Annotated in this window: 16 protein-coding genes; 10 read left to right on the top strand and 6 right to left on the bottom strand. The window is 63.2% G+C overall.

The window, feature by feature from the left end:
- The first annotated feature begins 104 nt into the window (after nt 1–104).
- The 6 genes from FHW97_RS08510 (at nt 105) to FHW97_RS08485 (ending at nt 8,649) form a co-directional block, all read left to right on the top strand.
- Complete coding sequence (locus tag FHW97_RS08510; RefSeq protein ID WP_171798689.1) at nt 105–1,400, top strand: aminotransferase class III-fold pyridoxal phosphate-dependent enzyme; 1,296 nt, start codon at nt 105–107, stop codon at nt 1,398–1,400.
- A gap of 22 nt (nt 1,401–1,422) precedes the next feature.
- A complete protein-coding gene (locus tag FHW97_RS08505; protein ID WP_171798688.1) occupies nt 1,423–2,364 on the top strand; it encodes a carbohydrate kinase family protein in 942 nt (313 codons plus the stop codon).
- 70 nt (nt 2,365–2,434) lie between these two features.
- The gene (locus FHW97_RS08500; protein ID WP_062786678.1) at nt 2,435–3,139 is read left to right on the top strand and encodes a TetR/AcrR family transcriptional regulator; all 705 of its coding nucleotides are present in this window, start codon (nt 2,435–2,437) and stop codon (nt 3,137–3,139) included.
- 167 nt (nt 3,140–3,306) lie between these two features.
- Complete coding sequence (locus FHW97_RS08495) at nt 3,307–4,434, top strand: MFS transporter (RefSeq protein WP_171798687.1); 1,128 nt, start codon at nt 3,307–3,309, stop codon at nt 4,432–4,434.
- A gap of 600 nt (nt 4,435–5,034) precedes the next feature.
- Nucleotides 5,035–7,350, top strand: coding sequence for a TonB-dependent receptor (locus tag FHW97_RS08490; RefSeq protein WP_171798686.1), 2,316 nt, complete (start codon nt 5,035–5,037; stop codon nt 7,348–7,350).
- 93 nt (nt 7,351–7,443) lie between these two features.
- Nucleotides 7,444–8,649 (top strand): SGNH/GDSL hydrolase family protein, encoded by a 1,206-nt coding sequence (locus tag FHW97_RS08485; RefSeq protein WP_171798685.1) that lies wholly within the window; start codon nt 7,444–7,446, stop codon nt 8,647–8,649.
- A gap of 45 nt (nt 8,650–8,694) precedes the next feature.
- Here the strand turns inward: FHW97_RS08485 and FHW97_RS08480 are convergent, their stop codons facing one another.
- Genes FHW97_RS08480 through FHW97_RS08470 form a run of 3 tightly spaced genes read right to left on the bottom strand, consistent with a single transcriptional unit; the run spans nt 8,695 to nt 12,939 of the window.
- Nucleotides 8,695–9,693 carry an aromatic ring-hydroxylating dioxygenase subunit alpha gene (locus tag FHW97_RS08480; protein WP_171798684.1) on the bottom strand — a complete coding sequence of 333 codons (999 nt, stop codon included), beginning with the start codon at nt 9,691–9,693 and terminating at the stop codon, nt 8,695–8,697.
- Nucleotides 9,693–10,463 (bottom strand): EthD domain-containing protein, encoded by a 771-nt coding sequence (locus tag FHW97_RS08475; protein ID WP_171798683.1) that lies wholly within the window; start codon nt 10,461–10,463, stop codon nt 9,693–9,695. Before FHW97_RS08475 ends, FHW97_RS08480 begins: the two co-directional genes overlap by 1 nt.
- Nucleotides 10,464–10,482: 19 nt before the next feature.
- A complete protein-coding gene (locus FHW97_RS08470; protein ID WP_171792934.1) occupies nt 10,483–12,939 on the bottom strand; it encodes a TonB-dependent receptor in 2,457 nt (818 codons plus the stop codon).
- 162 nt (nt 12,940–13,101) lie between these two features.
- Here FHW97_RS08470 and FHW97_RS08465 point away from each other — a divergent pair, with 162 nt between their 5' ends.
- Complete coding sequence (locus FHW97_RS08465) at nt 13,102–14,055, top strand: LysR family transcriptional regulator (protein WP_022677708.1); 954 nt, start codon at nt 13,102–13,104, stop codon at nt 14,053–14,055.
- Between the two features lie 97 nt (nt 14,056–14,152).
- On the top strand, nt 14,153–15,373 hold the full coding sequence (locus tag FHW97_RS08460; protein ID WP_171798682.1) for a diguanylate cyclase: 1,221 nt from the start codon (nt 14,153–14,155) through the stop codon (nt 15,371–15,373).
- 52 nt (nt 15,374–15,425) lie between these two features.
- On the opposite strand, the gene FHW97_RS08455 is transcribed toward FHW97_RS08460, so the two are convergent.
- Both FHW97_RS08455 and FHW97_RS08450 read right to left on the bottom strand, forming a co-directional pair.
- Entirely contained in the window at nt 15,426–16,628 is a 1,203-nt protein-coding gene (locus FHW97_RS08455) for an MFS transporter (protein WP_171798681.1), read from the bottom strand.
- A gap of 86 nt (nt 16,629–16,714) precedes the next feature.
- Complete coding sequence (locus FHW97_RS08450) at nt 16,715–17,317, bottom strand: TetR/AcrR family transcriptional regulator (RefSeq protein ID WP_216647702.1); 603 nt, start codon at nt 17,315–17,317, stop codon at nt 16,715–16,717.
- 292 nt (nt 17,318–17,609) lie between these two features.
- On the opposite strand from FHW97_RS08450, the gene FHW97_RS08445 reads away from it, so the two are divergent.
- Nucleotides 17,610–19,958 carry a TonB-dependent receptor gene (locus FHW97_RS08445; RefSeq protein ID WP_171798680.1) on the top strand — a complete coding sequence of 783 codons (2,349 nt, stop codon included), beginning with the start codon at nt 17,610–17,612 and terminating at the stop codon, nt 19,956–19,958.
- Nucleotides 19,959–19,993: 35 nt separating this feature from the next.
- On the top strand, nt 19,994–20,845 hold the full coding sequence (locus FHW97_RS08440; protein WP_062786705.1) for an SMP-30/gluconolactonase/LRE family protein: 852 nt from the start codon (nt 19,994–19,996) through the stop codon (nt 20,843–20,845).
- A gap of 57 nt (nt 20,846–20,902) precedes the next feature.
- Here FHW97_RS08440 and FHW97_RS08435 read toward each other — a convergent pair whose 3' ends face one another.
- Nucleotides 20,903–21,727, bottom strand: coding sequence for an SDR family oxidoreductase (locus tag FHW97_RS08435; protein WP_171798679.1), 825 nt, complete (start codon nt 21,725–21,727; stop codon nt 20,903–20,905).
- Between the last annotated feature and the right edge of the window lie 124 nt (nt 21,728–21,851).

Here is a 21,851-nt window from a genome sequence, read left to right as displayed (position 1 = left end):
AATGGGGTTGGCCTGGTTCGATATTTCCGGCCTTTGCGGAAAGCGAATTGACAATCTCGCAAACTCAAAATTACATAGTCCACACTATCATTGTCGAGGTTTCTATGGATCGTACTGCCGATCGCGATCTCAAGGCTCGCGCATTCAAGGTCATTCCCAACGGCATGTATGGCCACGAGGCGGTGCATGCGCTGCCTGCCACGTTCCCGCAGTTTTTCGAGCGAGCGGAAGGCGCATACATCTGGGATGCCGATGGCAACCGCTATCTTGATTTCATGTGCGCCTATGGGCCGAGCTTGCTGGGGTATCGGGATCAGCGGGTGGACGCGGCGGCCGCTGCGCAGGCGGCAAAAGGCGACACCATGACCGGACCATCGCCGGTGATGGTCGATCTTGCCGAAGCACTGGTTTCGATGGTGACCCATGCCGACTGGGCGATGTTCTGCAAGAACGGCACGGATGCCACCAGCATGGCGATGGTCGCCGCCCGCGCGCAAACCGGCAAACGGATCGTGCTTCTGGCCAAAGGCGCCTATCATGGCGCGGCGCCCTGGTGCACGCCCAATCCCGTTGGCGTCGTGGCCGAAGATCGCGCCATGCTGCGCTATTACGAATACAACAATGCCGAGAGCCTCGAGGCCGCGGTTCGTGATGCCGGCGAAGACCTGGCCGCTATTTTCGCCACGCCGTTCAAGCACGATGCCTTTTTCGACCAGGCGCTGCCCGATCCGGTCTATGCGCGCCGTGCACGGGAGCTGTGCGACGAAACCGGGGCGATGCTGGTTGTCGATGATGTGCGCGCCGGTTTCCGGCTGGCGCGGGATTGCAGTTGGTCGCTTGTCGGCGTGCAGCCCGATCTGAGCTGCTGGGGCAAGGCCGTGGCGAACGGACAGCCCTTGTCCATCCTGCTGGGATCGGATCGCTGCCGCAAGGGCGCTGGCTCGATCTACGTTACCGGCTCCTATTGGTTCGCGGCCGTGCCGATGGCAGCCTCGCTCGAGACGCTGCGCATCATCCGCGAGAGCGATTACCTTGAACAGATGATCCGCATGGGTGACCGGCTGCGGGCCGGGTTGGCCAGCGCTGCCGAGCGGCACGGGTTCGGCCTGCGCCAGACGGGGCCGTCGCAAATGCCGATCATGCTTTTCGACGACGATCCCGATCTGCGCGTCGGCTTTGCCTGGGCAGAAGAGATGCTGCAGCGCGGCGTCTATATTCATCCCTGGCATAACATGTTCATCGCCGCCTGCATGACGGAAGCTGACGTCGATATGGCGGTTGCTGCGGCGGATGGGGCGTTTGCCGCGACCCGGGAGCGCATGGCCGAGTTGCAACCTTCGCCGGTGATCCTGGCAATGGCAGCAGCGAAAGCTGCGGAAGAACTCCAGGCCCTGGCCTGAACGCAAGCTGCGAGGAACAACCATGGACCAGTCGATTGATCTTCTCACTGTCGGCCTGCTGACAGTCGATATCGCGGTGCGGCCGGTGAACGAGTTGCCGCCGATCGATAGCGGCATGTTGGTGGAATCGATCCTGCTCTCCCCTGCGGGAACGGCCGGCGGGGCTGCCATGGTCGCCGCAAAGCTCGGGCTGAAGGTCGCCCTTGCATCGGCAATCGGTGACGATCTGCAGGGAGTGGCGGTTCGCCATGGCCTGGAAAAGGCCGGGGTCGATCTTCGTTTCCTCGTCACCAACGAGCAGTTTCCCACCTCGTCGACGGTGCTTCCCGTGCGCAGCATCGGCCAACGTTCGACCTATCATATGGTCGGCTCGAGCATGGTCACGCCCCTGCATGAGGACCTGGCAGCGGCGCTGCCCCAGATCCGGGCCATTCATTGGGGAGCGGTAAACTTCCCTGGCATTGGAGAACAGGCTGTCGCGATCCTGAAGGCGGCAAAGGCGGCGGGCGCGTTCGTGACCTGCGATCTCGTTTCCCCGCGTGAGGGGACGATGGAGGATCTTGCCCGCATCCTGCCTTATGTCGATCTCTTCATGCCGAGCCTTGCCGAAGTGCTGCACCTGCACGGCAATGACGATCTGCGCGCGGCAGCCGATCGGTTCATTGCAATGGGCGCGGGGGGATGCGTCTTCAAGCTTGGCCACGAAGGCGCCATCCTGTTGAAGCCGGATTACGCGGTGCAGGTGCCCGCTTTGCCCATCGATCCTGTCGACACGACAACCTGCGGCGATTCCTTCTGCGTGGGGTTCCATGCCGGGCGGCTGCGCGGCCTTGATGAAGAAGCGTCGCTTCGTTTCGCGACGGCAACCGCGGCGCAAGTGGCGATGGGCTTGGGCACGGTCGGCGCGCTGTCCAGCTTTGACGAAACCATGGCGCTGTCGCGGAGTGTCGGCGCGTCTTCCTAGCGATTGCTGGATATTGCCCGGCACTGCGGATAGTGGATCAGGAGGTAATCTGAAAGTTCAAGGAACAGCGATGGCACGGCCGAGAAGAGCAAAGAGCGGGAGCGACCAGGATGTCGAACTCAATACCAAGCTCGCGCCGTCGCAGGATCGCTCCAAGGTCACGTTTGAAATCATTCTCAAGGTCGCCGGCGAGTTGCTTGGCGAGGTGGGCATCGAACGTCTTTCGACCAATATGATCTGCGAGCGTGCGGGACTGACCCCGCCTGCGCTTTATCGGTATTTCCCAAACAAGTATGCCATTCTCAGGGAGATGGGCGATCGGGCGATGAAGGCCGAGGATCGTGTCGTGTTCCGCTCGATCGCGACCGGGCAACTCGGTTTCGATGGTCCGCTCGAGCAGGTTGTCGAACATCGTCTGGATCTTTTGACGAAGGTGCGGCGGGCCGCGCGCAGAGTTCCGGGCGGCGAATGGATCTTGCGGGTCATGCGGGCGGTACCCGTGTTGCAAGAGGTGCGGATCAGCTCGACGCAGGCTGTTTCCGACGTGCTCTTTGCCAAGCTGCACGCGCAATATCCCGGCGTGGACGAAACGCGGTTGAGAGCCGCGACCCTGCTGAGCACGGCGCTAGGCAGTGCGACGAATGATCTGATCTCCGACATGCCCGAGTGGGGCGACGAGATCGGGCGCGAGTACGCGAACATGGTCAGTCTCTATTATCGCAACCTGCTGGGTGTGACCGTCGAGGCAGCAGCAGGCGACGAGAAGGCAAGTTGACCCAGGGCGGCGGTGGGCGTTGCGCGCCACCCGATGGCCATACTGTGTTGCCGATGCCGACGGAGCGAAGTTTGGAATAACAGTACCTTGACCTTGCAAAAAGGAGCGGCACGGTGACAGCAGATAGCCAGGCGAACGCGGGGCGAAGCGCCTCCAGCCGGGGCGCAATGGCAGCGGCGCTCTTGATCGGTACGGTCGGGCTCGTCATTGCCGGCGTCCAGCCGGTCTTCTTCGGGGCGCTGCTCGCCGCTGACCGTCTTTCGGCGGCCCAGGTGGGCCATGTCGCGGCAGCCGAACTGGTCTCGATCGGTATCGGCGTCGTCATTGCCGAGTCGTTTCTCGAGCGCGTTTCGGTCTGGCTTTCCACGCTCGTTGCCCTGGCGCTGGTCGCGTCGCTCAATTTCGCAACGGTTTGGACCAGCGGCTTGGGCGTTCTTTTCGTGCGTGGGCTGGTCGGCCTGTCGGCGGGTGTGCTGGTGTGGATGACCACCGGCGTCATTGTCCGTTCCGCGCGCCCTACGGCGTTGTCGGCTGCGTTTCTGTTGACCCAGGCGATCGTTCAGTTCGCCACCTCCACCGGCCTTGCCATCGCCGCTCCCAATGCCCGCGATGGCGTGCCGGTAACGATCGCCGTCCTGGCGGCTGCCGCGATGCTGCTGGTTCCGTTGCTGCCCAAGCGCTTGAATCCGCTGCCGCGTGATCCCGCGCAGGTATCGGGTCTGCCCCCGCTGCGGGGGTGGGTTGCCCTGGCGGCGTCGCTTTTGATCCAAAGCTGCATCGTTGGGGCATGGGTCTATTTCGAGCCGCTTGGCCGCCAGGCCGGCATGACACCGCAGCAGGTTGCGTTTGCGGTGCCGGCGTCGCTGGGCGCGCAGGTGGTGGGTGGCTTTGCCGCGATATTTCTTGCCCGGCGCCTGCCTTGGTTTGTCTCGCTGATCGTCTCGAGCGTCGCATTGAGCGCCGTGCTGTTCATTTTGTCCACTCCGCCAGGGGCCACCGTCTTTTTCGTGCTCGAAACGCTGTTTGGTGCGGTATGGATTTTCATCACCCCATTCCTGACGCCGTTGTCGATCGAAAACGACCCGACGCGCCGCACGGCACTGTTGGTCCCGTCCGCGGTCCTGGTCGGATCAGGGTTGGGGCCGCTCGCTGCATCCACGCTGGCTGATGATGCCAGCGCGGGCCGCGTGCTTCAGCTGTGCGCATTGCTGGCCATTGGCGCGACTCTGCTCATCGTCGGTCTCTATGTGACGCGATCACGCGTCGCAGGCGGTCAGGCCGCGCCCCATGCATGATCGTCAGGCACGTCGAAAGCGGCCAAAAATAACGATTGCATAGACTATCATAATATAAGGGAATCGGCGGTGCTCGGGGCTGCTTTTCAGCAGCGTCGCGGGCCTGTGCCGCAGCGTCACCGATCCTGCAGCGATCATTCGTGATTCGATTCGCCAAATTTGCGGCGACATCGCCAGGGCGCGCCAGTCGGGCAGCGAGCCTCCAATCCGCAGTGATCATGCTATTGTGCTGTAAATAGACACAAAAAGTGGCGGTTCCCCAGCGATCGAGTCGCCCTTTTGCCGGGTTTGGACGCGGCGTCGGCGGTCCTGCTCCAATCGGGACTACGGCGATAATTGCTGCGTTTGGGCACCGGGAAGGCGATACCGGATAGCTGGATTTTCGGCGGTCTTGTGCGGGTTGCGATGGGTCCAATCACGCTAAATCCGCCGCCCCATTATTCCCCTATTGCCAAGGTATGTCGAACATGTTTCAATAGCACTAGCTATCGCAATGAGGCTGCATTCGCCCACTGCGAAAAGGCCACGGTCCACAACAAAATATGAGGGGGGCTTATGTCCGAGCAGTTGCTAAATCGAACGCTGTTGATGACGAGCGCGATGATGGTTCTGGGATATGCTGGAAGCGCTGCCGCCCAGGCGGCCCCTGCGACCACGGCGGTAGCCGTGGCCCCGGATTCCAACCAGGTCGGTGTGATCGTGGTCACGGCGCAGCGCCGAAACGAAGATATTCAGAAGGTGCCGGTGTCCGTCCAGGCGCTGTCCGGCCAGGACCTCCAGTCGATCGGCGTCAAGAGCACCGAGGATATCGCCCAGGCGACCCCGAACCTCATGATCCAGAGCCCCATGGGGGTCGGCAATCAGCCGTTGATCAGTATTCGCGGCATTGGCCTCAATGACTTTGACAGCAACAACGCTGGCCCCAACGGCGTCTATATTGACGATGTCTATATCAGCGCGCCCTCGGCGCAGAGCTTTGCGATTTTCGATCTCGACCAGGTGCAGGTGCTCAAGGGGCCGCAGGGCACGCTCTATGGGCGCAATACCAGCGGCGGCGCCCTGCTGTTCACGTCGAAAAAGCCCACCGACCAGCTGACGGCCGACGTCCATATCGAGCAGGGCAACTATAACACCACGTTTGTCACCGGCGCGGTCGGCGGGCCGATTACGGACAATCTCAGTGCGCGCATTGCGGTCGTCTACAATCATTCCGATGGCTTCATGCACAACGACTTCTACGGCATTTCCGCCAATGGCACGAACAGCAAGGCCGTGCGCGCACAGTTGCTGTGGAAGCCGACGCCGAACCTGAAAATCCTGCTCAGCTCGACCGCCGGCCTGGTCAACAACGTGCCCAACGAATATCGCCATATCGGCACCTTGAAGCCTGGCACGCAAAGCGATCCGGCGCCGGTGGTGTGCTCGGTCACCGATGCCTATGCCGGCAACTGCGTCGATATGTTCGGCTTCGGCACGCCGTCCAACTTCTATCGCGGCCAATACAACCGCACCCAGTATCTGCGGAACCTCAATCTCAACGAAACCGCCCGGATCGACTACGACCTCGGCCGCGTGACGTTGACCTCGATTTCGGCCTTTCAACACAACGACAAATACTTCCCCGAGGACAGCGACGCCAACCCGGCCAATCTGGTCGAAGCGACATTTGGCGTGAAAACCAACACCTACACCGAGGAATTGCGTGCGGCGTACACCTCCGCAAAATTCAACTGGGTGTTCGGCCTGTACTACCTCCACGAAGATCTCCGGCAGGATCAACCGCTTGATCTCTTCATCGATGGTGATCTCTACGGCGGCTTCGGCATTCCGGCCGGCGCCGGCAATTTCGATGGCATCGCCCAGCGTGCCTATGACCACAGCCATCAGAAAACCGATTCCGTGGCTGCGTTCGGCCAAGCCGACTATACGCTCGGCAACGTGACGCTCACGCTTGGGGGCCGGCTGACTCACGAACGCAAGACGTTCGAGTATGACGCGTCGCGGCAATACCAGTCCGGCGGTCGCGGCAATTTCGGCCCGCTGGAAGGGTTCATTTCTTCGGACCAGACCCAGACCAACACCAACGCCACCTGGCGCGCTGCGGTCAGCTATCGCCCGACCGATGCGATCCTGACTTATGCCAGCGTCGCAACCGGTTTCAAAAGCGGTGTGTTCAACGGCAGCTTCCTGAGCAGCGACCCCGAGCAAGCGCTGTTTCAGCTGCAGCCGGTCAAGCCCGAGCGGGTGACAGCCTATGAAATCGGGGCGAAGACGAGCTGGTTTGATCGCCGGCTGATCTTCAACGTTGCCCTGTTCTACAACGACTATATCGACGAGCAGATCTTCGCGCAGGTTCCGCAGACCGTGAACACCGCGGCCGGGCCGATCCAACAGATCACACAGGTTCTGGCCAATGCCCACAAGGCACGTACCGAGGGCGTCGAGGTGGAACTGACCGCCGCCCCTGTTCGCGGCTTGACCTTCACCCTGGCGCCGGCGTGGCTCAATGCCAAGATCATCAGCGCAGGCTTGCCGATGTTCGAGGGCGCCACGCCGCTCGATGGCAATCGTCTTGCCAATGCGCCCCGGTTCAGCTTTTCCGGAACCGCCAGCTACAAGATTCCGCTCGACGCGTTGAATGGGGATCTCAATTTCCGCTGGAATTCAAGTTATCGCAGCTTCCAGTATTTCGACTCGACCAACGACCCCTATATCACCCAGAGCGGGTACTGGATTCATAACCTGAACATCGTTTACCAGAACAAGCATGGCTTCGATATCGGTGCTTATGTCCGCAACGTTGCCAACAAGAAGTACGCGATCGGCGCGGCCGACCAGACGGCGCCGTTCGGGATGATTACGCAGACGGTCGGGGCGCCGCGCACCTATGGCGTGCAGGTTTCGTTCCATTATTGACCATCGTTGCAAGCATGGGTCGGCCAGGACGTGTGATCCCGCCGGCCCATGCGTGATGGATCTTTTGCAGGAGTGTTCGGCACGATGCCCTGGATGGCTGTTCGCGCTGCTGCGCTGATCGTGGCTGCCTTTGCGGCAGGAGCGCCGGCGGGCGCACAGGTATGGCGGGCGAGTTGGACGGCATCACCCGCGCCGTCGTTGCAGGCGGGCCCGGGTGTTCCGCCGGAAGTCGTTAGTCCGGTCATCGCGAACCAGACGATCGTTCAGGTCATCCGCCTGAGCGCGGGTGGCGATGCGGTTCGCCTCCGCCTGTCCAACGAGTTCGGTGCGGCGCCGTTGCACATTGGTCGCGTGACGGTTCGCCTGCTCGATGCGGCAGGGGCGAAGACGGTTGGCGAGCCGCGGGTGGTGACCGCCAATGGCAACGCCGACTTTACCGTGGCGCCCGGATCACCGCTGGTCAGCGATGCCATCGCGATCCGCGTTCCCGCGCGCGCCCAGCTCAGCGTGGCGATATACGTCGCAGACGAGAAGGTCGCATGCACGTGCCACGCCGATGGGCAGGCCTATACGCTGCTCTCGCCACCCGGCGATTACACCACGCGTGCGTTTACCCCGGCGTCCCGCTCTCCGGCGCGCCCGTTCTTGACGGCGGTCGAGGTGCAGGGCCCACCGGGCCGGGTAATCGCGGCATTGGGGGACTCGATCACCGACGGCTATATGTCGACCCCCGGCGCCGACCGACGGTGGCCAGACTTTTTCGCCGCGAGACTGCATGGCACGGCGGACCTTGCGTCTGCGGCGGTGGTCAACGTGGGGATCAGCGGCAATCGCGTCCTTGCGCCTGATCCTGTGGCGATCTTCGGGGTTCCAGCCCTGGCGCGGCTCGATCGGGATGTGTTTGCCATGACCGGGGTTACCGACCTGATCGTGTTGGAGGGTATCAACGATATCGGCAGCGCGCCCGAAACGCCGGCCGCCGCGCTGATCGCGGCCTATCAACAGATCACCGCGCGGGCCCACGCCCATGGGATCAAGGTTCACCTGGCGACCATACCGCCGTTCGAAGGCGCCGACTATTATTCCGAGGCGGGCGAAGCGACACGCCAGGCGGTGAACGCCTGGATCAGAAACAACCCCGGCGATGGCCCCGTGATCGATTTCGACGCGGTTATACGCGACCCGCTTCGTCCCAAGAGGATGCGAACGGATCTGCAGTCGGGCGACTGGCTACATCCCAACGATGCGGGCTACCAGGCGATGGCCGATGCCATCGCAATAGACATGTTTCGGAAATAGTGGACAAGCCCGGCGCGGCGATCGATCCGCGCCGGGCTCGCGGCCTTATTCGGCAGCCTCGATCAGCCTGGCAACACGGCGGCGGGCCAGCACGGCGCCCTTGTCGATCGGCAGCATCTTTGGCCCTAGCGACCACAGGTCTGGCGTTCCCATCTGCCGCTGGACCTTCTCGATCATCGGTTTGTCCTCGACCTGGAAAGCGTGGATCAGCTGTTCGCGCAGGACAGCGTTGAACGCGGCGTCATTGATCAGGAAATTGCGCGTGTTGCAGCTGAAATAGTGCGTGCTGGTCAGCGTTTCGGGCGTCATGTTGTGCAGGTTGAGCGTGTCGATGCCGCGCTCGGGCTTGCCCACCGGATGCCCGCCAGCGCGCAGGACCATCAGCGCCGGCGCATACCAATCCACCTCGGTCCACAGTTTGGCCGGCGATTCCAGGTTGAAGGCCGGCGGCGCATCGTCGCTGTCCGAACGCCAGGCGATGGAGAAGTGATCGGCATGTTCTTCCACGGTCGACTTGGCCCGCGTGTTGAACCCGCTGCCCAGGCTGCTGGCGTGCAGATAATCGGCGTGGCTCAGATCGAGGATATTGTCGGCGAGCAGTTCGTAGTTGGCCTGGACCGCGGTGTGCAGGCGCAACTGTGCCGTTTCCGGCGCGGCATCGATAAAGGAAAGATCGGGCAGCAGGTTTTCGTCCGGCTCTTGTTGGCCGACCCAGATCCACACCGCCTTATGCCGCTCCAGCACCGGGAAACTGGCGACCGCAAGCGTCGAGGTCGCCGCGCCGTGCGGGTTGCGGACGCATTGGCCGGCGGTATTGAACACCAGGCCGTGATAGGGGCACGCGATGGTGTCGCCTTCCCGCTTGCCTTCGCTGAGCGGCGCAAAGCGGTGGGGGCAGCGATTGTCGAGCACGGCCATCTTGCCGGCGTCGGTGCGGAAGGCGACCATGGGAATATCCAGCACCGTGCGGGTCAGCACGGCACCATCGGCAATTTCATCGGCCCAGGCGAACTGATACCAGCGGTTTTGAACAAAGCGAGCCATCACGTCATCTCCACTGCTGCGTTGGGCGCCTTGTGATCGGCCACGATCGTGCGCTCCTCGACCACGAACAGCGCTTCCTGCCGGCGGTCCAGCAGGCCAGAAAGGTGTGATTGGGGTTCCTCGATCACCACGCGATAGGCATCGATCGCGCGCCACGTGTCATCACTGTCGAACCACAGGCTTTCCACCCCGGCAAAGGGGCTGAGCGGCGCATTGGCGATGAAGTTGGCGGGAAGGTTGGCGTCGGCCTCTCCCGCGATGCTGATGCTGCGGGTCATGCGCCGGAGGAACGGGGCAAGGGCCGGATGATCGGCGATGCGGCCGGCCTCCTGCGCCCAGGCCTGGGCAAACGCGGCAGGCGGCGACGCGTTGTTGCTGGCAATGAACCGCATGAGCTTGAGTGGGGCGGCGCCCGGCACGCGTACCCCAACCTCCTGCGTCCGGGTGGCCAGCAGGATGATGGCACTGTGGCAGACGAAGTTGAGCTCGTCGGGCTGGATGGTTTCGCGGTAATAGGGATCGGCGATCGAACGGGCAAACGCTGCCCCGTCGGGAAAGCTGATCTCGCTGAACGAGTCAAAGTCGGGCCCGGCCACCCATCCTGCCGCATGGGTGCCATAGACTGCATCGAGAACGTGATTCTGGATGTAGCTCGTCATGTAGCCGGGGTTATGCGCCACCGTTGCACCATGAACCTGCTCGGCATAGCGGGAATAGTCGCGGTGAGTCATTCCCGCGCGGCGGCGCCCGCCGATGATCATCTTCAGCATCACGTTCTCTCCGGCTTGATCAGTACTTGTATCCAAGGCGCACGCCATACGTCCGGGGCGGGGCATAGACCGACGACAGCACACCGCCGGCTGGCGCCACGTACTGTGTGAACAGTGGCACCGCCTGGTTCGTGATGTTGCGAATATAGCCGGTGATCGACCAGCGTTCGTCGGTCGATCCGAACGTGGCCGAGGCATCGAATGTCCAGAACGAACCGCTGTTCTGCTGCGCGAGATATTCGAAACCGACGACGCTGTTGGACCGGTAGCGGGCATCGCCGTTCAGCACGAGCTTGCGATCGCCGAGCGGAATCGTCTGCTCGATCCCGCCGTTGAGCGACCAGCGCGGCGAATTGTAGCTGGGCTTGCCGGCGCAATCGATCGCGTAGACAGCCGCGCCGCCCGCAGTTGTCGGCGTTACGGCACAGCCCACGGCCGGCGGGGGTGAAGCCGCATCACGGGGCGTGTTGTAGGTATAGCTGGTGGCCTTGGCGTCGAGATACTGGACCGTCCCGCTCAACCGCGTGTTGCGCGTAACCAGAACCTGCGCTTCCACATCGACACCCTTGATGGTCGAGGTGCCGATGTTCTCTGTAAAGTAGTTGGTGGCGTTGTTGGCATCCAGGCCATAGTGCGACACCTGCTGGTTGCGATAGCGCCAGTGGAACAGCTCGATGTTCAACTGCACGCGGCTGTTGAAGAACCGGTTCTTCGAGCCGAGCGTCCACGCCTCGACATATTCCGGGGCGAAGGTTTCGTGCCCTGGGGCGTTGGAGAAGCCACCCGAGCGATAGCCCGTTTCATAGCTGGCGTAGAGCAGCGATGCGCGCGCGACATCGTATTCGGCGGCCAGGCGATAGGTCACGCGGCCCTTGCTGATCGCGGCATTCACCTGGTTGGGAATGTAGAACAGGATATTGCCGGCCGAACCATAGGGCACCGCGTTGGCTGGCCCGGGCAGGGCAGGTACACCTGGCACCTGGGCAAGGGTCTGGACAACCGGCAGCGATGGCCCGCCAAAGCAGCCGGTGCCGAACGGCGGCGGCGCATTGTTGCACAGTTCGACGAGCGTGTCGGAGCTACCGTTGAACGTCTTGCTGTCGTGCGTGTAGCGCCCGGCCGCGACAAACCGCAGCGCATCGCCAAGATGGGCGGTTACCCGTCCAAAGGTGGCGTAAGACTTGGTCTTCGACGTGAAATCCTGGAAGGAGATGATCTGGTACTGGTTGATGCCATACTGCCCCTTGACGGTTTCGTCGAAGTAGTAGCCGCCGATCAACCAGTCGAACGGACCGACCCGCGGACCTTGGAAGCGCATTTCACCGCTGAACTGGCTGTCGTTCTCGCGGTTGAGCGACCCTCTGAACGACGGGCCGTTGAACAGGTTGTCGAGTTTGGAGTGCCGGTAGGCCGGCACGATAGTGAGCGTGCCGCCGGCCAGATCGGCATTAACCTCGCCGGTCAGGCCCCAGTAGGTGTTGTTGAGATAGGGGCGCACCAGCGGCGCCGGATTGATGAACGTGCCGGGAATGACCGCTTGCGCAAAATAGGCGCTGCCCGAACGCGACAGGAGGCCGCTGTACGGATCGACGTTTGCCGGCGCGAACGTGTAGTTCGCCGGGGATGTCGCGGTTGCGGGCGTGCCCGGCGTGAAGTTTTCCGTGCCGACATAGCTGCCGCCAACGCCCCGGCCGCCCTGATGCGAATAGTCACCGCTGATCCTTACGGTCACGCCGGGGCTCGGGCGGACGAGCAACTGGGCGCGGATGGCCTGGCCCACTTCATCAGACGTGCCGTCCTGGTTGTAGCCGTCCCGGTTCACGATCTTGCCGGCCAGGCGGAACGCGGCATTGTCACCGATCGGCAGATTGGCCGCTGCTTCGACGTCAATGGCATTGTAGTTGCCGAAACCGCCCGAAAGCGAGACGGACCGCTCGCCCAGCTTGGGCTTGGCCGGAATGACGTTGATGGCCCCGCCCGTGGCGTTGCGGCCGTACAGCGTGCCTTGCGGCCCCTTGAGCACCTCGATCCGTTCCAGATCGAAGAACGTGCCGGTGGTCGATGTCGGCCGTCCCAGATAGACGCCATCGAGGTTGAACGCGATCGCCGGGTCGGAATAGCCGTTGTTGGTGAAGTTGCCGACGCCGCGCACGAAGAACGTGGTGTTGGCGCCGCCGCCTTGCTGCACCGTCAGCGCGGGAACCGTGGCGTTGAGCGTCGTTGCCGTCACCACCCCGGCGCGCGTCAGTTCCCCTGGCGAAACGACATCGATCGCCACGGCGGCGCGCTGCGCGTTTTCGACCCGGCGCTGCGCCGTGACGACGATCTCGGCAAGCCCGGTGGTTTGCCCGGATGGTTCGGCCTGGGTAGTGGCTGCAGGCGCCACGGCAGCGCCAGGCGTGGCGACTTGCGCGGCAGCGGTCATGGGAAGCGACACCGCCGCAAACGCAGTGCCGACCAGCAATAGTGCCTTCATCATTTCTCCCCTTCGTGGCTCTCTTGGGCCTTGTTGGGGTGATTAAGCCTGGTTTGCCGGGGTTGGGCAAATTGCATGTTCGCACCACATTATTCGCATAGTGAATGATCTGGGCATTTCCCTCGTTTTCAGTGATGATCCCTTGCTGCTATAGCCGGGGGCATGACGGCTCCGCTCAACCTGGCTTCGCTCGACCTCAACCTGATGGTCATCTTCGATGCGCTGATGAAGGACCGCCATCTCTCGCGCGCCGGCGATCGGGTCGGGCTGAGCCAGCCAGCGATGAGCCACGCCCTGCGTCGCTTGCGCGGGGTACTGGGCGACGATCTGTTTATCCGCCGCGGCGGTGCCATGGACCCAACCCCACGCGCGCTGGCTCTGGCCGACCCGATCGGCGGTGCGCTCGACCGGCTGCGCGCCGCGTTGGACACCGAGCCCGAGTTCGAGCCGGCCACGGCGGAGCGCAGCTTCACGCTTACCATGTCGGATGCGAGTGCAGCGCACCTGCTGCCCAACCTGATTCCCCGCCTGCGGACCAGCGCTCCTGGCGTGGACATCGACCTGCTGGCATCGGGCGCGCGCGAGGGGACCGAGCACCTGCTATCCGGCGCGGCCGATCTTGGCCTGGGCGTATTTCCCAACCTGCCCGAACGCCTGCACTGCGAGCCTGTCCAGACGCTGAAAATGGTCTGCATCGCCGATCGCGCGCACCCGGCACTGTCTGGCGGAATGACGCTTCAGGCTTTCCTGACGCTGCCGCATGTCGGCGTGGATATCGGCCAAGGTACCGGGGCGAATGTCGACTCGCTCATCGAAACCATGGGCCTGCGCCGCCGCATCATGCTGCGCGTGCCGCATTTCCTGATCGTTGCCAGCGTCGTGATCGGGTCAGATCTTCTCGCAGTCGTGCCATCGGCGATCCTGCGCGAGGAGGAGAAGGCCCATCTGACGATCCACGAGCTGCCGGTTGCCCTGCCGGAAATTGCCATCCACATCGCGTGGCGCGCGCGCCAATCGCAGGATCCCGCCCTCCGCTGGCTGAGGAAAGCGGTGGCAGAGGCCATACGTCAGCCGTTCTGGAGAGCCACGCCGATCCAGAATTGCGCCTGCCGCTGATTGGCCGTGGATCAAGGCACTCAAAAACCCGTCTGTTAACAATTCATTCTTGCGGCCGATGTACCCTGAAATGGGAGTTGCTGCGGGCAGACACGGGATGGACGACCTCCACGGCAAGAGTGCGGTCGATCTGCAGTTCGCGCTGATCGATCAGGCGCTGGACAAGAGAGGCTTTGCGCTGCGCTTTCCGCGCGTGCTGGAAGAGCAGTTCGAGCAGGAGACCGGGCCGGTGCGGGTGCGCTGGTATGTGCGCATGGCGCTCTTGTCCCTGGCGCTGTTCGATTCGCTTATCGTGCTCGACTATTTTTCCCTGCCCGATGCATTTGGCTTGGCGTTGGTCCTGCGGTTCGGGCTGGTGACCAGCCTGACGGTCGCGGCAGTCTGGATAACCGCGCGCCATCCTCCCGCCGCCGTGCGCGAGGGGCTGCAGGTGGCACTCTCCACGATCATGGCGCTTTCCATCTATATGCTGGTTGTCGCCAGTGCGAGCCCGCTGCGCGAGAACTATCATCTGGGCATCCTGTTCGTCATGATGTTCACGGTGATGATGCTGCGCCTGCGATGGCGCTACGCCCTCTTGGCAGCGGCCACCACGGTGACTGTCCAACTCCTGACCCTGGCCAGTCTCCAAGACGCCTCGGTACAGTCGAAAGGCGCATCCGCCTTCCTCTCGCTCGCCTTTGCCGGTTTCGCGCTGGTGGCGCTCTACAGCCTGGAAAAGATGGAGCGGCGCGGCTGGCTGCGTTCGGTTCGCGATCGCCTGTGCGCGCAGGTTTTCGAGGAACTGTCGATCATCGATCCGCTGACCGGGCTGGGCAATCGGCGTGCCCTGGAACAGTGGGTCACTATCCAGCGGCAGGTTCATGTCGGCCGGCCGGTATCCGTGGTCATGGTCGATATCGATCACTTCAAGGCCTATAACGATACGTTCGGCCATCTTGCCGGGGACGACTGCCTGCGCCGCATTTCGGGGTTGCTGGTATCCGAGGCGCGCAAGACGGGTGACCGGGTATGCCGGTTCGGCGGGGAGGAGTTCATTGTCTTCCTCATCGACATCGATCAGCCGACCGCGATCCTTGTTGCCGAACGCATGCGGCGCGAAATTGCCGCGCGGCGCATACCGCACAGGGCACCGATCGGGCCGCCCTTTGTCACTGCCAGTTTCGGCATTGCGACAGGCGCATTGACGGATGATTTCGATCTCAATGTGCTGATCGAAGGCGCCGACGCCGCGCTCTACAAAACCAAGCAGCGCGGGCGCAACTGCATCGAGCCGCCGCTGCTGGGCCTGGCCGAGCCCTTGCACGCCACCGGCTAAGTGCTGGCGCTGCCTTCCTTGCCCCTGCGGCGGTCAGCCGACCAGCAAGGCGTCAGGTCGAAGGGAACAGCTCGGGATGGGACAGAAGCCGGCGCTGGCGGGCATGGAGGCCCATGACGATGACCAGGAAGCCGAGAAGACAGGCGCCTGCGACGATCAATGCCCCTCTGCTGTCGGTGGCCGTAACGCTCAGGGCACACAGCAGCGGGCCAAGGCTGGCACCGAGCGCCTGGGCGCCGGGGACGAGCAAGGTGGCCCGCCGGGTGGGATCGACTTCGGCGGTGAAGTTGAGCTGATACGGCATCAGCAGGCCCCAGAACACGCCGAAGCAGACGGCGCACAGCGCAAAGCCGATGGGCCCGGGCAATTGAAACAGGATGACGATCAGCGCCGCGTTGCACGCCACCGAAATGCCGTAGACCCGGAAAAACGAAACCTTCGGCGCGATCGCGGCGGTCAGCAGCGACCCCACGATCGAGGCTGCCACCGTCACTGCAAGGACGAGGCCGATCAGGTCTGATCCGAGGTGGGCTTCCGTGCCGATTTGCCCGAGGTAGGAAAAGAAGCCGAAGACGAAGGCGTAGACCAGCACCACGCCCAGCAGGCTGAGCGCGCCGGCCGGTGGCAGCTTTTGCGCGGGCTCCCCATCGGACTGATCGTCGGCGACGGCGGGCAGCCGGTTGGGCACGCCAAGCACGAAGACCGCCGCGAGCGTCGACGTGCCGGCCAGCGCCAGGAACCCGCCGTTGGCGCCCCAGGCCGGCATCAAGGTGAGCGGCAGGAGCGCCGAAAACGCCACCTGGACCAATCCCTGCAACACCATCAGCACGGCGCCGAGCTTGGAGGGATTGCGCGAGCGCGCCAGCAGAAGCGAAGGGATCGACAGCAAAACCCCCGCGCTGAATCCGGCGATCCCGCGATCGACGTACAGCAGCGGCGCTGCATGGCGCATGCTCATCACGTTGGCAGCGATCAGCGCCATGGCCGCAAGCAGCCCGCGCAGCCGCAGATGAACCGGCTGGAGCCTGGCACTGGCCAGCGCCACCCCGGAGGCAAGAGCAAGGAACTCCACCGTCACCGCGCCGCCCAGGCCCGCAGCCGATATCCGGCCTTCGTTTACCAATGCCCCGAACAGCAGCGGCTGAATGCCGGCGATCACCAGGGCAAAGGTCCCCACCGCCATCACCGCTGCAAGCTCGCGGTGCGACGGCGGATCGAGCAGCCAGGCCTGCCGACGCTTCACCGATGTAGCCATACGCGCTCTCCTCGCCGGTGGACCGCCGACGCATGGAGGCTAGCTAAAACTATACACCTGTCAATGGCGTGTCGCCGCCGTCCGGCTCATGACGTGGTCAAGCGGCTCATGCCGGTGAGGATCAGGGCAGCTTCCTTGAACAGGGTCGAGCGGGCAACCCGGTCTTCTTCGAGAGCCAGTTCATCGACCACGAAGCCGAATTCGGCGCGAATGCGCAGCCTGGCCCACAGCGTTTCATCGGAAAGGTCGGTGATGGCCGGGCGGTAAAACCGGAACATCTGGTCGGTGAACCGCCGCTGCCATTCCAGCCGCACATGGGCAAGATGGGGCAGCGCGCGCATCGCGCGGATGGTCCACACGCCGCCGGGCTGCGTTTCGATGATCTCGGACGCGGTGCGAAACCAGTCTGCCAGCAGGATCGGGTTTTCGCTGGTGTCCAGCGTCGCGCCATTCTTGAAAAGCCAGACGGCAAAGGCATCGAACTGCCGCTTTTGCAGCCGCGTGGCGAGTTCCTCGATGATTTGATACTTGTCATCGAAGTAGCGATAGAGCGCTGGTGGGGTGAGCTGCGCGCGTTCGCAGATCGCGTTGGTCGTCAGCCGCTCGAACCCGACTTCGCCCAGCAATTCGCCGGCCGCGGCGATTAGCTTCTCGTAGGTTTCGATCGCCCTGCGCGAGCGCGGAACCACCTTCGTGTCTTCCAGATCCTGGTTGCGCGCCGCGTCTCGCTTTGGAGTCGCGCGGGGGCGTGCGGCCTTGCTTCCAGCCGACGATGCGCGCGCTTTCTTGAGAACTTTATTCTCGCCTGTCGCTGTGTCTGCGACGGTTTCCGTTTTTCCTGCCATGCCTTCCCCTAACCGAAAAAGCGCCGCCACGCGACAGCTGGCGGTGGGAAATGCATCCATGCCCCCCCTGTCGATCGGCCTATTGCCAAATGGATAGTTTTAGCTAACTTGTCGCAAACAGATGAGGAGCAGATCGATGGGGAGAAGCACCAAGACCAATCGCATGATCGGCGCAGCAAGCGCGACGGCGCCCATGGCACTGATCGTCGCAGCCTTGCTACCCGGCCATGCGCTGGGCCAGACCGCACCGGCTGCTGCGGGCCAAACCACGCCAGTGTCGAGCCAGAGCGGCGCTGTCGGCCAGGGTGATATCGTGGTCACGGCACAGCGTCGTAGCGAGAACATTCAGGACGTGCCGATCACCATCGAGGCGTTCTCGGGTGACTCGCTCAAGAAGCTGGGCGTCGAGGCTGCCGCCGATCTCGGCAAGATTGCGACCAACGTTGTGGTCTCCCTGCCGCAAGGCGCAGGAAACCAGCCCGCGATCACCATCCGCGGGATCGGGCTGAACGTGAACAATTCCAACAATTCCGGGCCGAACGGCATCTATGTGGATGAGTTCTATCTCAGTGCTCCCACCTCGCAGGCCTTCGCGATGTTCGATCTGGATCGTGTCGAGGTGCTCAAGGGGCCGCAGGGGACGCTCTATGGCCGGAATACCTCGGGCGGCGCGATCAACTTCATCACGGCCAAGCCGACGAATACGTTCGAGGGCTATCTCGATGCGCGCTACGGCAATTTCGATACCTCGCAGATCAGCGGCGCGGTCAGCGGCCCGCTGAGCGACACGCTCTCGGCCCGCTTTGCCTTTGTCCGGAACTATTCGGAAGGGTACAATTACAACACGTTCCTCAATCGCCGTCAGAACGGCGCCGATGATGAGTCCTTCCGCGCGTCGCTGCTCTACAAGCCGACGCCGGATCTGCGCATTCTTGTTGTCGGGCATGTCTCCCATGTCGATCGGCTGCCTGACAATTACGCGCATCTTGGCGCGTTCGAGCCGGGCTCGGTCGAAACCGGATCGCCCGTGGTCTGTTCGGTTGCTGCAACCTATGCCTCGCAGTGCGTCGACATCTACAACCAGCCGAGCGACCCCAAGCGCTATTCCATCGCGTCCAGTCGGACAGAGCATCTGAAAGTGACGGACAGGGGCGTTGTCGGGCGGATCGAATGGTCGCCGGGCACGATCACCGTCACGTCCGTGACTGGCTATAATTACAACCAGCGCATCCTGCCCGAAGACAGCGACTCCTCGCCCTATCGCGAGTTGGAGGTGAACTGGGGCAACAACAGCAACGAGTTCACCCAGGAATTGCGCGTCAACCAGACCAAGGAAAACTACAACTGGGTGGCGGGTGTCTATTACCTGCACGAGCGACTGAACCAGAACCAGGATTACGCGCTTCTGCTCGACATCGACCGGTTTTACGGTCCTGGCGCGGGCGATGGTCTGGCCAGCCGGCAGTTTGCCCGCAATACGCAGGTGACAGACGCCTATGCCGCGTTCGGGCAGGGCGAATACAACCTGACCCGCACGCTGCGCCTTGTGCTCGGCGGCCGGTTTACCCACGAGCGCCGTTCGTTCCTGTTCAACAGCCAGGTGCAGTACCAGAGCGGCGGCATGGACAACTTCACGCCACTGGCTCAGGTTGCCGACAGCACGAGCCGCCTGCAGAATTCCGCATTTTCCTATCGCATCGGTCTGAATTTCAAGCCGATGCCTGGCGTTCTTGCCTATGCGACCCTGACGACAGGCTTCAAGGGCGGCGATTTCAACGGCGGCTTTCTCAGCCCCGATCCCGCCCAGGCCGCCTATCAGCAGCGCCCGGTGAAGCCGGAAAAGGTGACAACCTACGAAGTGGGCATCAAGACGACGTTCCTCGATCGCGCCGTCACGTTCAATGCCGCGCTGTTTTACAACGATTATCGCGACATGCAGCTGTTTGCCCTGGTGCCTAGCCCGATCGGGCCGCTCAATCTTGCGGCCAATGCCGAAAAGGCGCGCACCTATGGCGCGGATATCGACCTGACCGTTCGCCCGGTCCGCAACCTGACATTGAGCGCGCAGGTGGGTCTGCTGAACACCAAGCTCGTACGGTTCCTGCTGGTGGCCGATCCCACCGTGCCGGATTATTCGGGCAACCAGCTGGCGTTCTCGCCCAAGTTGAGCACGTTCCTGCAGGCGCAGTACCATATCCCGATCGGCGAAAGCCAGGCGATAGATCTGCAATACAGCGCCACCTACAAGGGCCGGCAGTTCCTGGACGCGACCAACGATCCCTATACGACGCAGCAGGCCTATTGGACGCAGGACGCACGCGTCGCGCTGACCATCTCGCAGCTCGAGCTGTCAGCCTTCGTGCGCAATCTCGGCAACACCTACTACGCCACCGCTGCGTTCAACAGCATCAGCCCGTTCGGCTACGTCCAGCCCAACTATGCGCCGCCGCGCACCTATGGCGTTGGCGCGAAGATAAACTTCTGATCCAGGCATAATCCCTCTTCAGCGAGCGAACCACCATGACCCATACCCTGACGCTGCTGGCCGACGATCTGGCCTTCGGCGAAGCGCCACGCTGGCACAACGGCGCGCTCTACCTTTCCGACATGCACGCCAACCGCGTGCTGCGCTATTCGGAAAGCACCGGGTGGGAGGTTGTGGCCGAACACGATGGTCCCGTCTCTGGCCTGGGCTGGTTGCCGGATGGCGACATGCTGGTCGTGTCGATGCACGACCGCAGGATCCTGCGCCACCGCAACGGCGTGTTCGACGTGCATGCCGATCTTTCAGGCATTGCCACGTGGCACGCGAACGACATGATCGTGGCGCCAGACGGGACTGCCTATGTCGGCAACTTCGGCTTCGATATCGACACTCATCCCATTTCGCCGTGCACCGCGAGCATCGCGCGGGTTACGGCCGATGGCACGGTGTCGACGGCGGCGGCCGGATTGTGGTTTCCCAACGGCATGGTCATCCAGCCCGACGGCGCCACGATGATCGTTGCCGAAAGCGGCACGCGCGTGCTGACCGAACTGACGATCGCAGCCGATGGCGCGCTGGTCGAACCGCGGCTCTGGGCGCGATTGCCCGACGATGCCCTACCCGACGGCATTTGCCTGGATGCCGCCGGCTGCGTCTGGGCTGCCTCGCCTACATCCCGCGAAGTGCTGTGCCTGCGTCGGGACGGCGAAGTGGTCGATCGCATCGCGACCGAGCAGGAAGCGATCGCCTGCGTGTTCGGCGGTGAGGACCGGCGCACCCTGTTCATCCTTACCGCCGACAGCAGGACGCCGGCGATCGCGCGCGACGTGCGGACGGCCCGGGTCTATGCCGTGCGAATGGACGTGGCCGGCGCCGGCCTGCCCTGACCGATCATCGTTGCAGAAGGTGCCTCGGTCCGCGCACGCGGGCCGAGGCACGCTGTTTCAGGCCGCTTCGCTCTTGCTCTTGCGGCGCTCCGCCAGGTTATGTGCGCCCAACTGCTCGGCCTGGCCGGCAATCTTCAGCAGTTCGGCCGCATTGCCACCCAGCCGCCGCACGAACTTGGCACGGTCTGCGGGCATGAACACCTCCAGCTTGCGCCGGCGCATCGCCTCCAGCACCACTTGCGCGACATAGTCGGCACTAACCGCGTCAGAGAGGAATGCCATGGGCACTTCGTCGCTGGACGCCTCTGCCTCCAGCATCGGCGTTTCCGTCGATGTGGGGTGGACGATCGTGAAGTTCAGCGGCGAATCCCGCTCTTCCATGGCCAGGCCAAGGTGGAAAGCGCGCAGCGCGAACTTTGCCGCGGCATAGCTGGCGAGCCCCGGGAAGGGCAGGAACGCGGTCATGCTGCACACCGTGACGAAGTGTCCATGCCCCTGTTCCCGAAAGCGCGGCAACGTGGCGACCATGCCGCGCATTGGCCCCATGGCATTGACTTCGAGTGTCAGCGCATGATCGTCCATCGCCACGTTGCGAACGTAGCCGGTCCGCACGATCGCCGCGTTGTTGATCAGCACGTCGAGCCGGCCGTACTGCGCCCATGCCAGGTCGAGCGCCGCAGACCATTGCGCGTCCGAGGTAATGTCGAGCGCGACGCTTTGCGCGCGCTCGCCGATGTCCTGGGCAACGCGTTCCGCGCCGGCAACATCGATGTCGGCGATCAGCACCCTGTGTCCCTGCGCGGCAGCAGCGCGCGCGATGGCAGCGCCGATGCCGCTTGCGCCACCCGTCACAAGGACAATCTTTTCCTTCGTCTTCCGCATTCGTCTTCCTCTCTGAACCGACGGCAATGGCACCCCCGCCCAAATGGGGCCGGCGTGCCGCCTGCGCGGAGACTCTCGCAAGCGGCGCAGCCCTGACGGAGGTGCCCCCAAGCCTTGGTAGGGC

Source organism: Novosphingobium sp. SG754, assembly GCF_013149315.1.
In the GTDB taxonomy this organism is placed as follows: domain Bacteria; phylum Pseudomonadota; class Alphaproteobacteria; order Sphingomonadales; family Sphingomonadaceae; genus Novosphingobium; species Novosphingobium capsulatum.
The sequence above is the reverse complement of the archived record's forward strand: the minus strand, read 5'-3'. Positions and strand labels throughout refer to the sequence as shown.

Excerpts from the sequence above, each read along its gene's own strand:
- FHW97_RS08510 (WP_171798689.1), top strand. The coding sequence starts at position 105 with ATGGATCGTACTGCCGATCGCGATCTCAAGGCTCGCGCATTCAAGGTC.
- FHW97_RS08505 (WP_171798688.1), top strand. The coding sequence starts at position 1,423 with ATGGACCAGTCGATTGATCTTCTCACTGTCGGCCTGCTGACAGTCGAT.
- FHW97_RS08500 (WP_062786678.1), top strand. The coding sequence starts at position 2,435 with ATGGCACGGCCGAGAAGAGCAAAGAGCGGGAGCGACCAGGATGTCGAA.
- FHW97_RS08495 (WP_171798687.1), top strand. The coding sequence starts at position 3,307 with ATGGCAGCGGCGCTCTTGATCGGTACGGTCGGGCTCGTCATTGCCGGC.
- FHW97_RS08490 (WP_171798686.1), top strand. The coding sequence starts at position 5,035 with ATGATGGTTCTGGGATATGCTGGAAGCGCTGCCGCCCAGGCGGCCCCT.
- FHW97_RS08485 (WP_171798685.1), top strand. The coding sequence starts at position 7,444 with ATGGCTGTTCGCGCTGCTGCGCTGATCGTGGCTGCCTTTGCGGCAGGA.
- FHW97_RS08480 (WP_171798684.1), bottom strand. The coding sequence starts at position 9,693 with ATGGCTCGCTTTGTTCAAAACCGCTGGTATCAGTTCGCCTGGGCCGAT.
- FHW97_RS08475 (WP_171798683.1), bottom strand. The coding sequence starts at position 10,463 with ATGCTGAAGATGATCATCGGCGGGCGCCGCCGCGCGGGAATGACTCAC.
- FHW97_RS08470 (WP_171792934.1), bottom strand. The coding sequence starts at position 12,939 with ATGAAGGCACTATTGCTGGTCGGCACTGCGTTTGCGGCGGTGTCGCTT.
- FHW97_RS08465 (WP_022677708.1), top strand. The coding sequence starts at position 13,102 with ATGACGGCTCCGCTCAACCTGGCTTCGCTCGACCTCAACCTGATGGTC.
- FHW97_RS08460 (WP_171798682.1), top strand. The coding sequence starts at position 14,153 with ATGGACGACCTCCACGGCAAGAGTGCGGTCGATCTGCAGTTCGCGCTG.
- FHW97_RS08455 (WP_171798681.1), bottom strand. The coding sequence starts at position 16,628 with ATGGCTACATCGGTGAAGCGTCGGCAGGCCTGGCTGCTCGATCCGCCG.
- FHW97_RS08445 (WP_171798680.1), top strand. The coding sequence starts at position 17,610 with ATGGGGAGAAGCACCAAGACCAATCGCATGATCGGCGCAGCAAGCGCG.
- FHW97_RS08440 (WP_062786705.1), top strand. The coding sequence starts at position 19,994 with ATGACCCATACCCTGACGCTGCTGGCCGACGATCTGGCCTTCGGCGAA.
- FHW97_RS08435 (WP_171798679.1), bottom strand. The coding sequence starts at position 21,727 with ATGCGGAAGACGAAGGAAAAGATTGTCCTTGTGACGGGTGGCGCAAGC.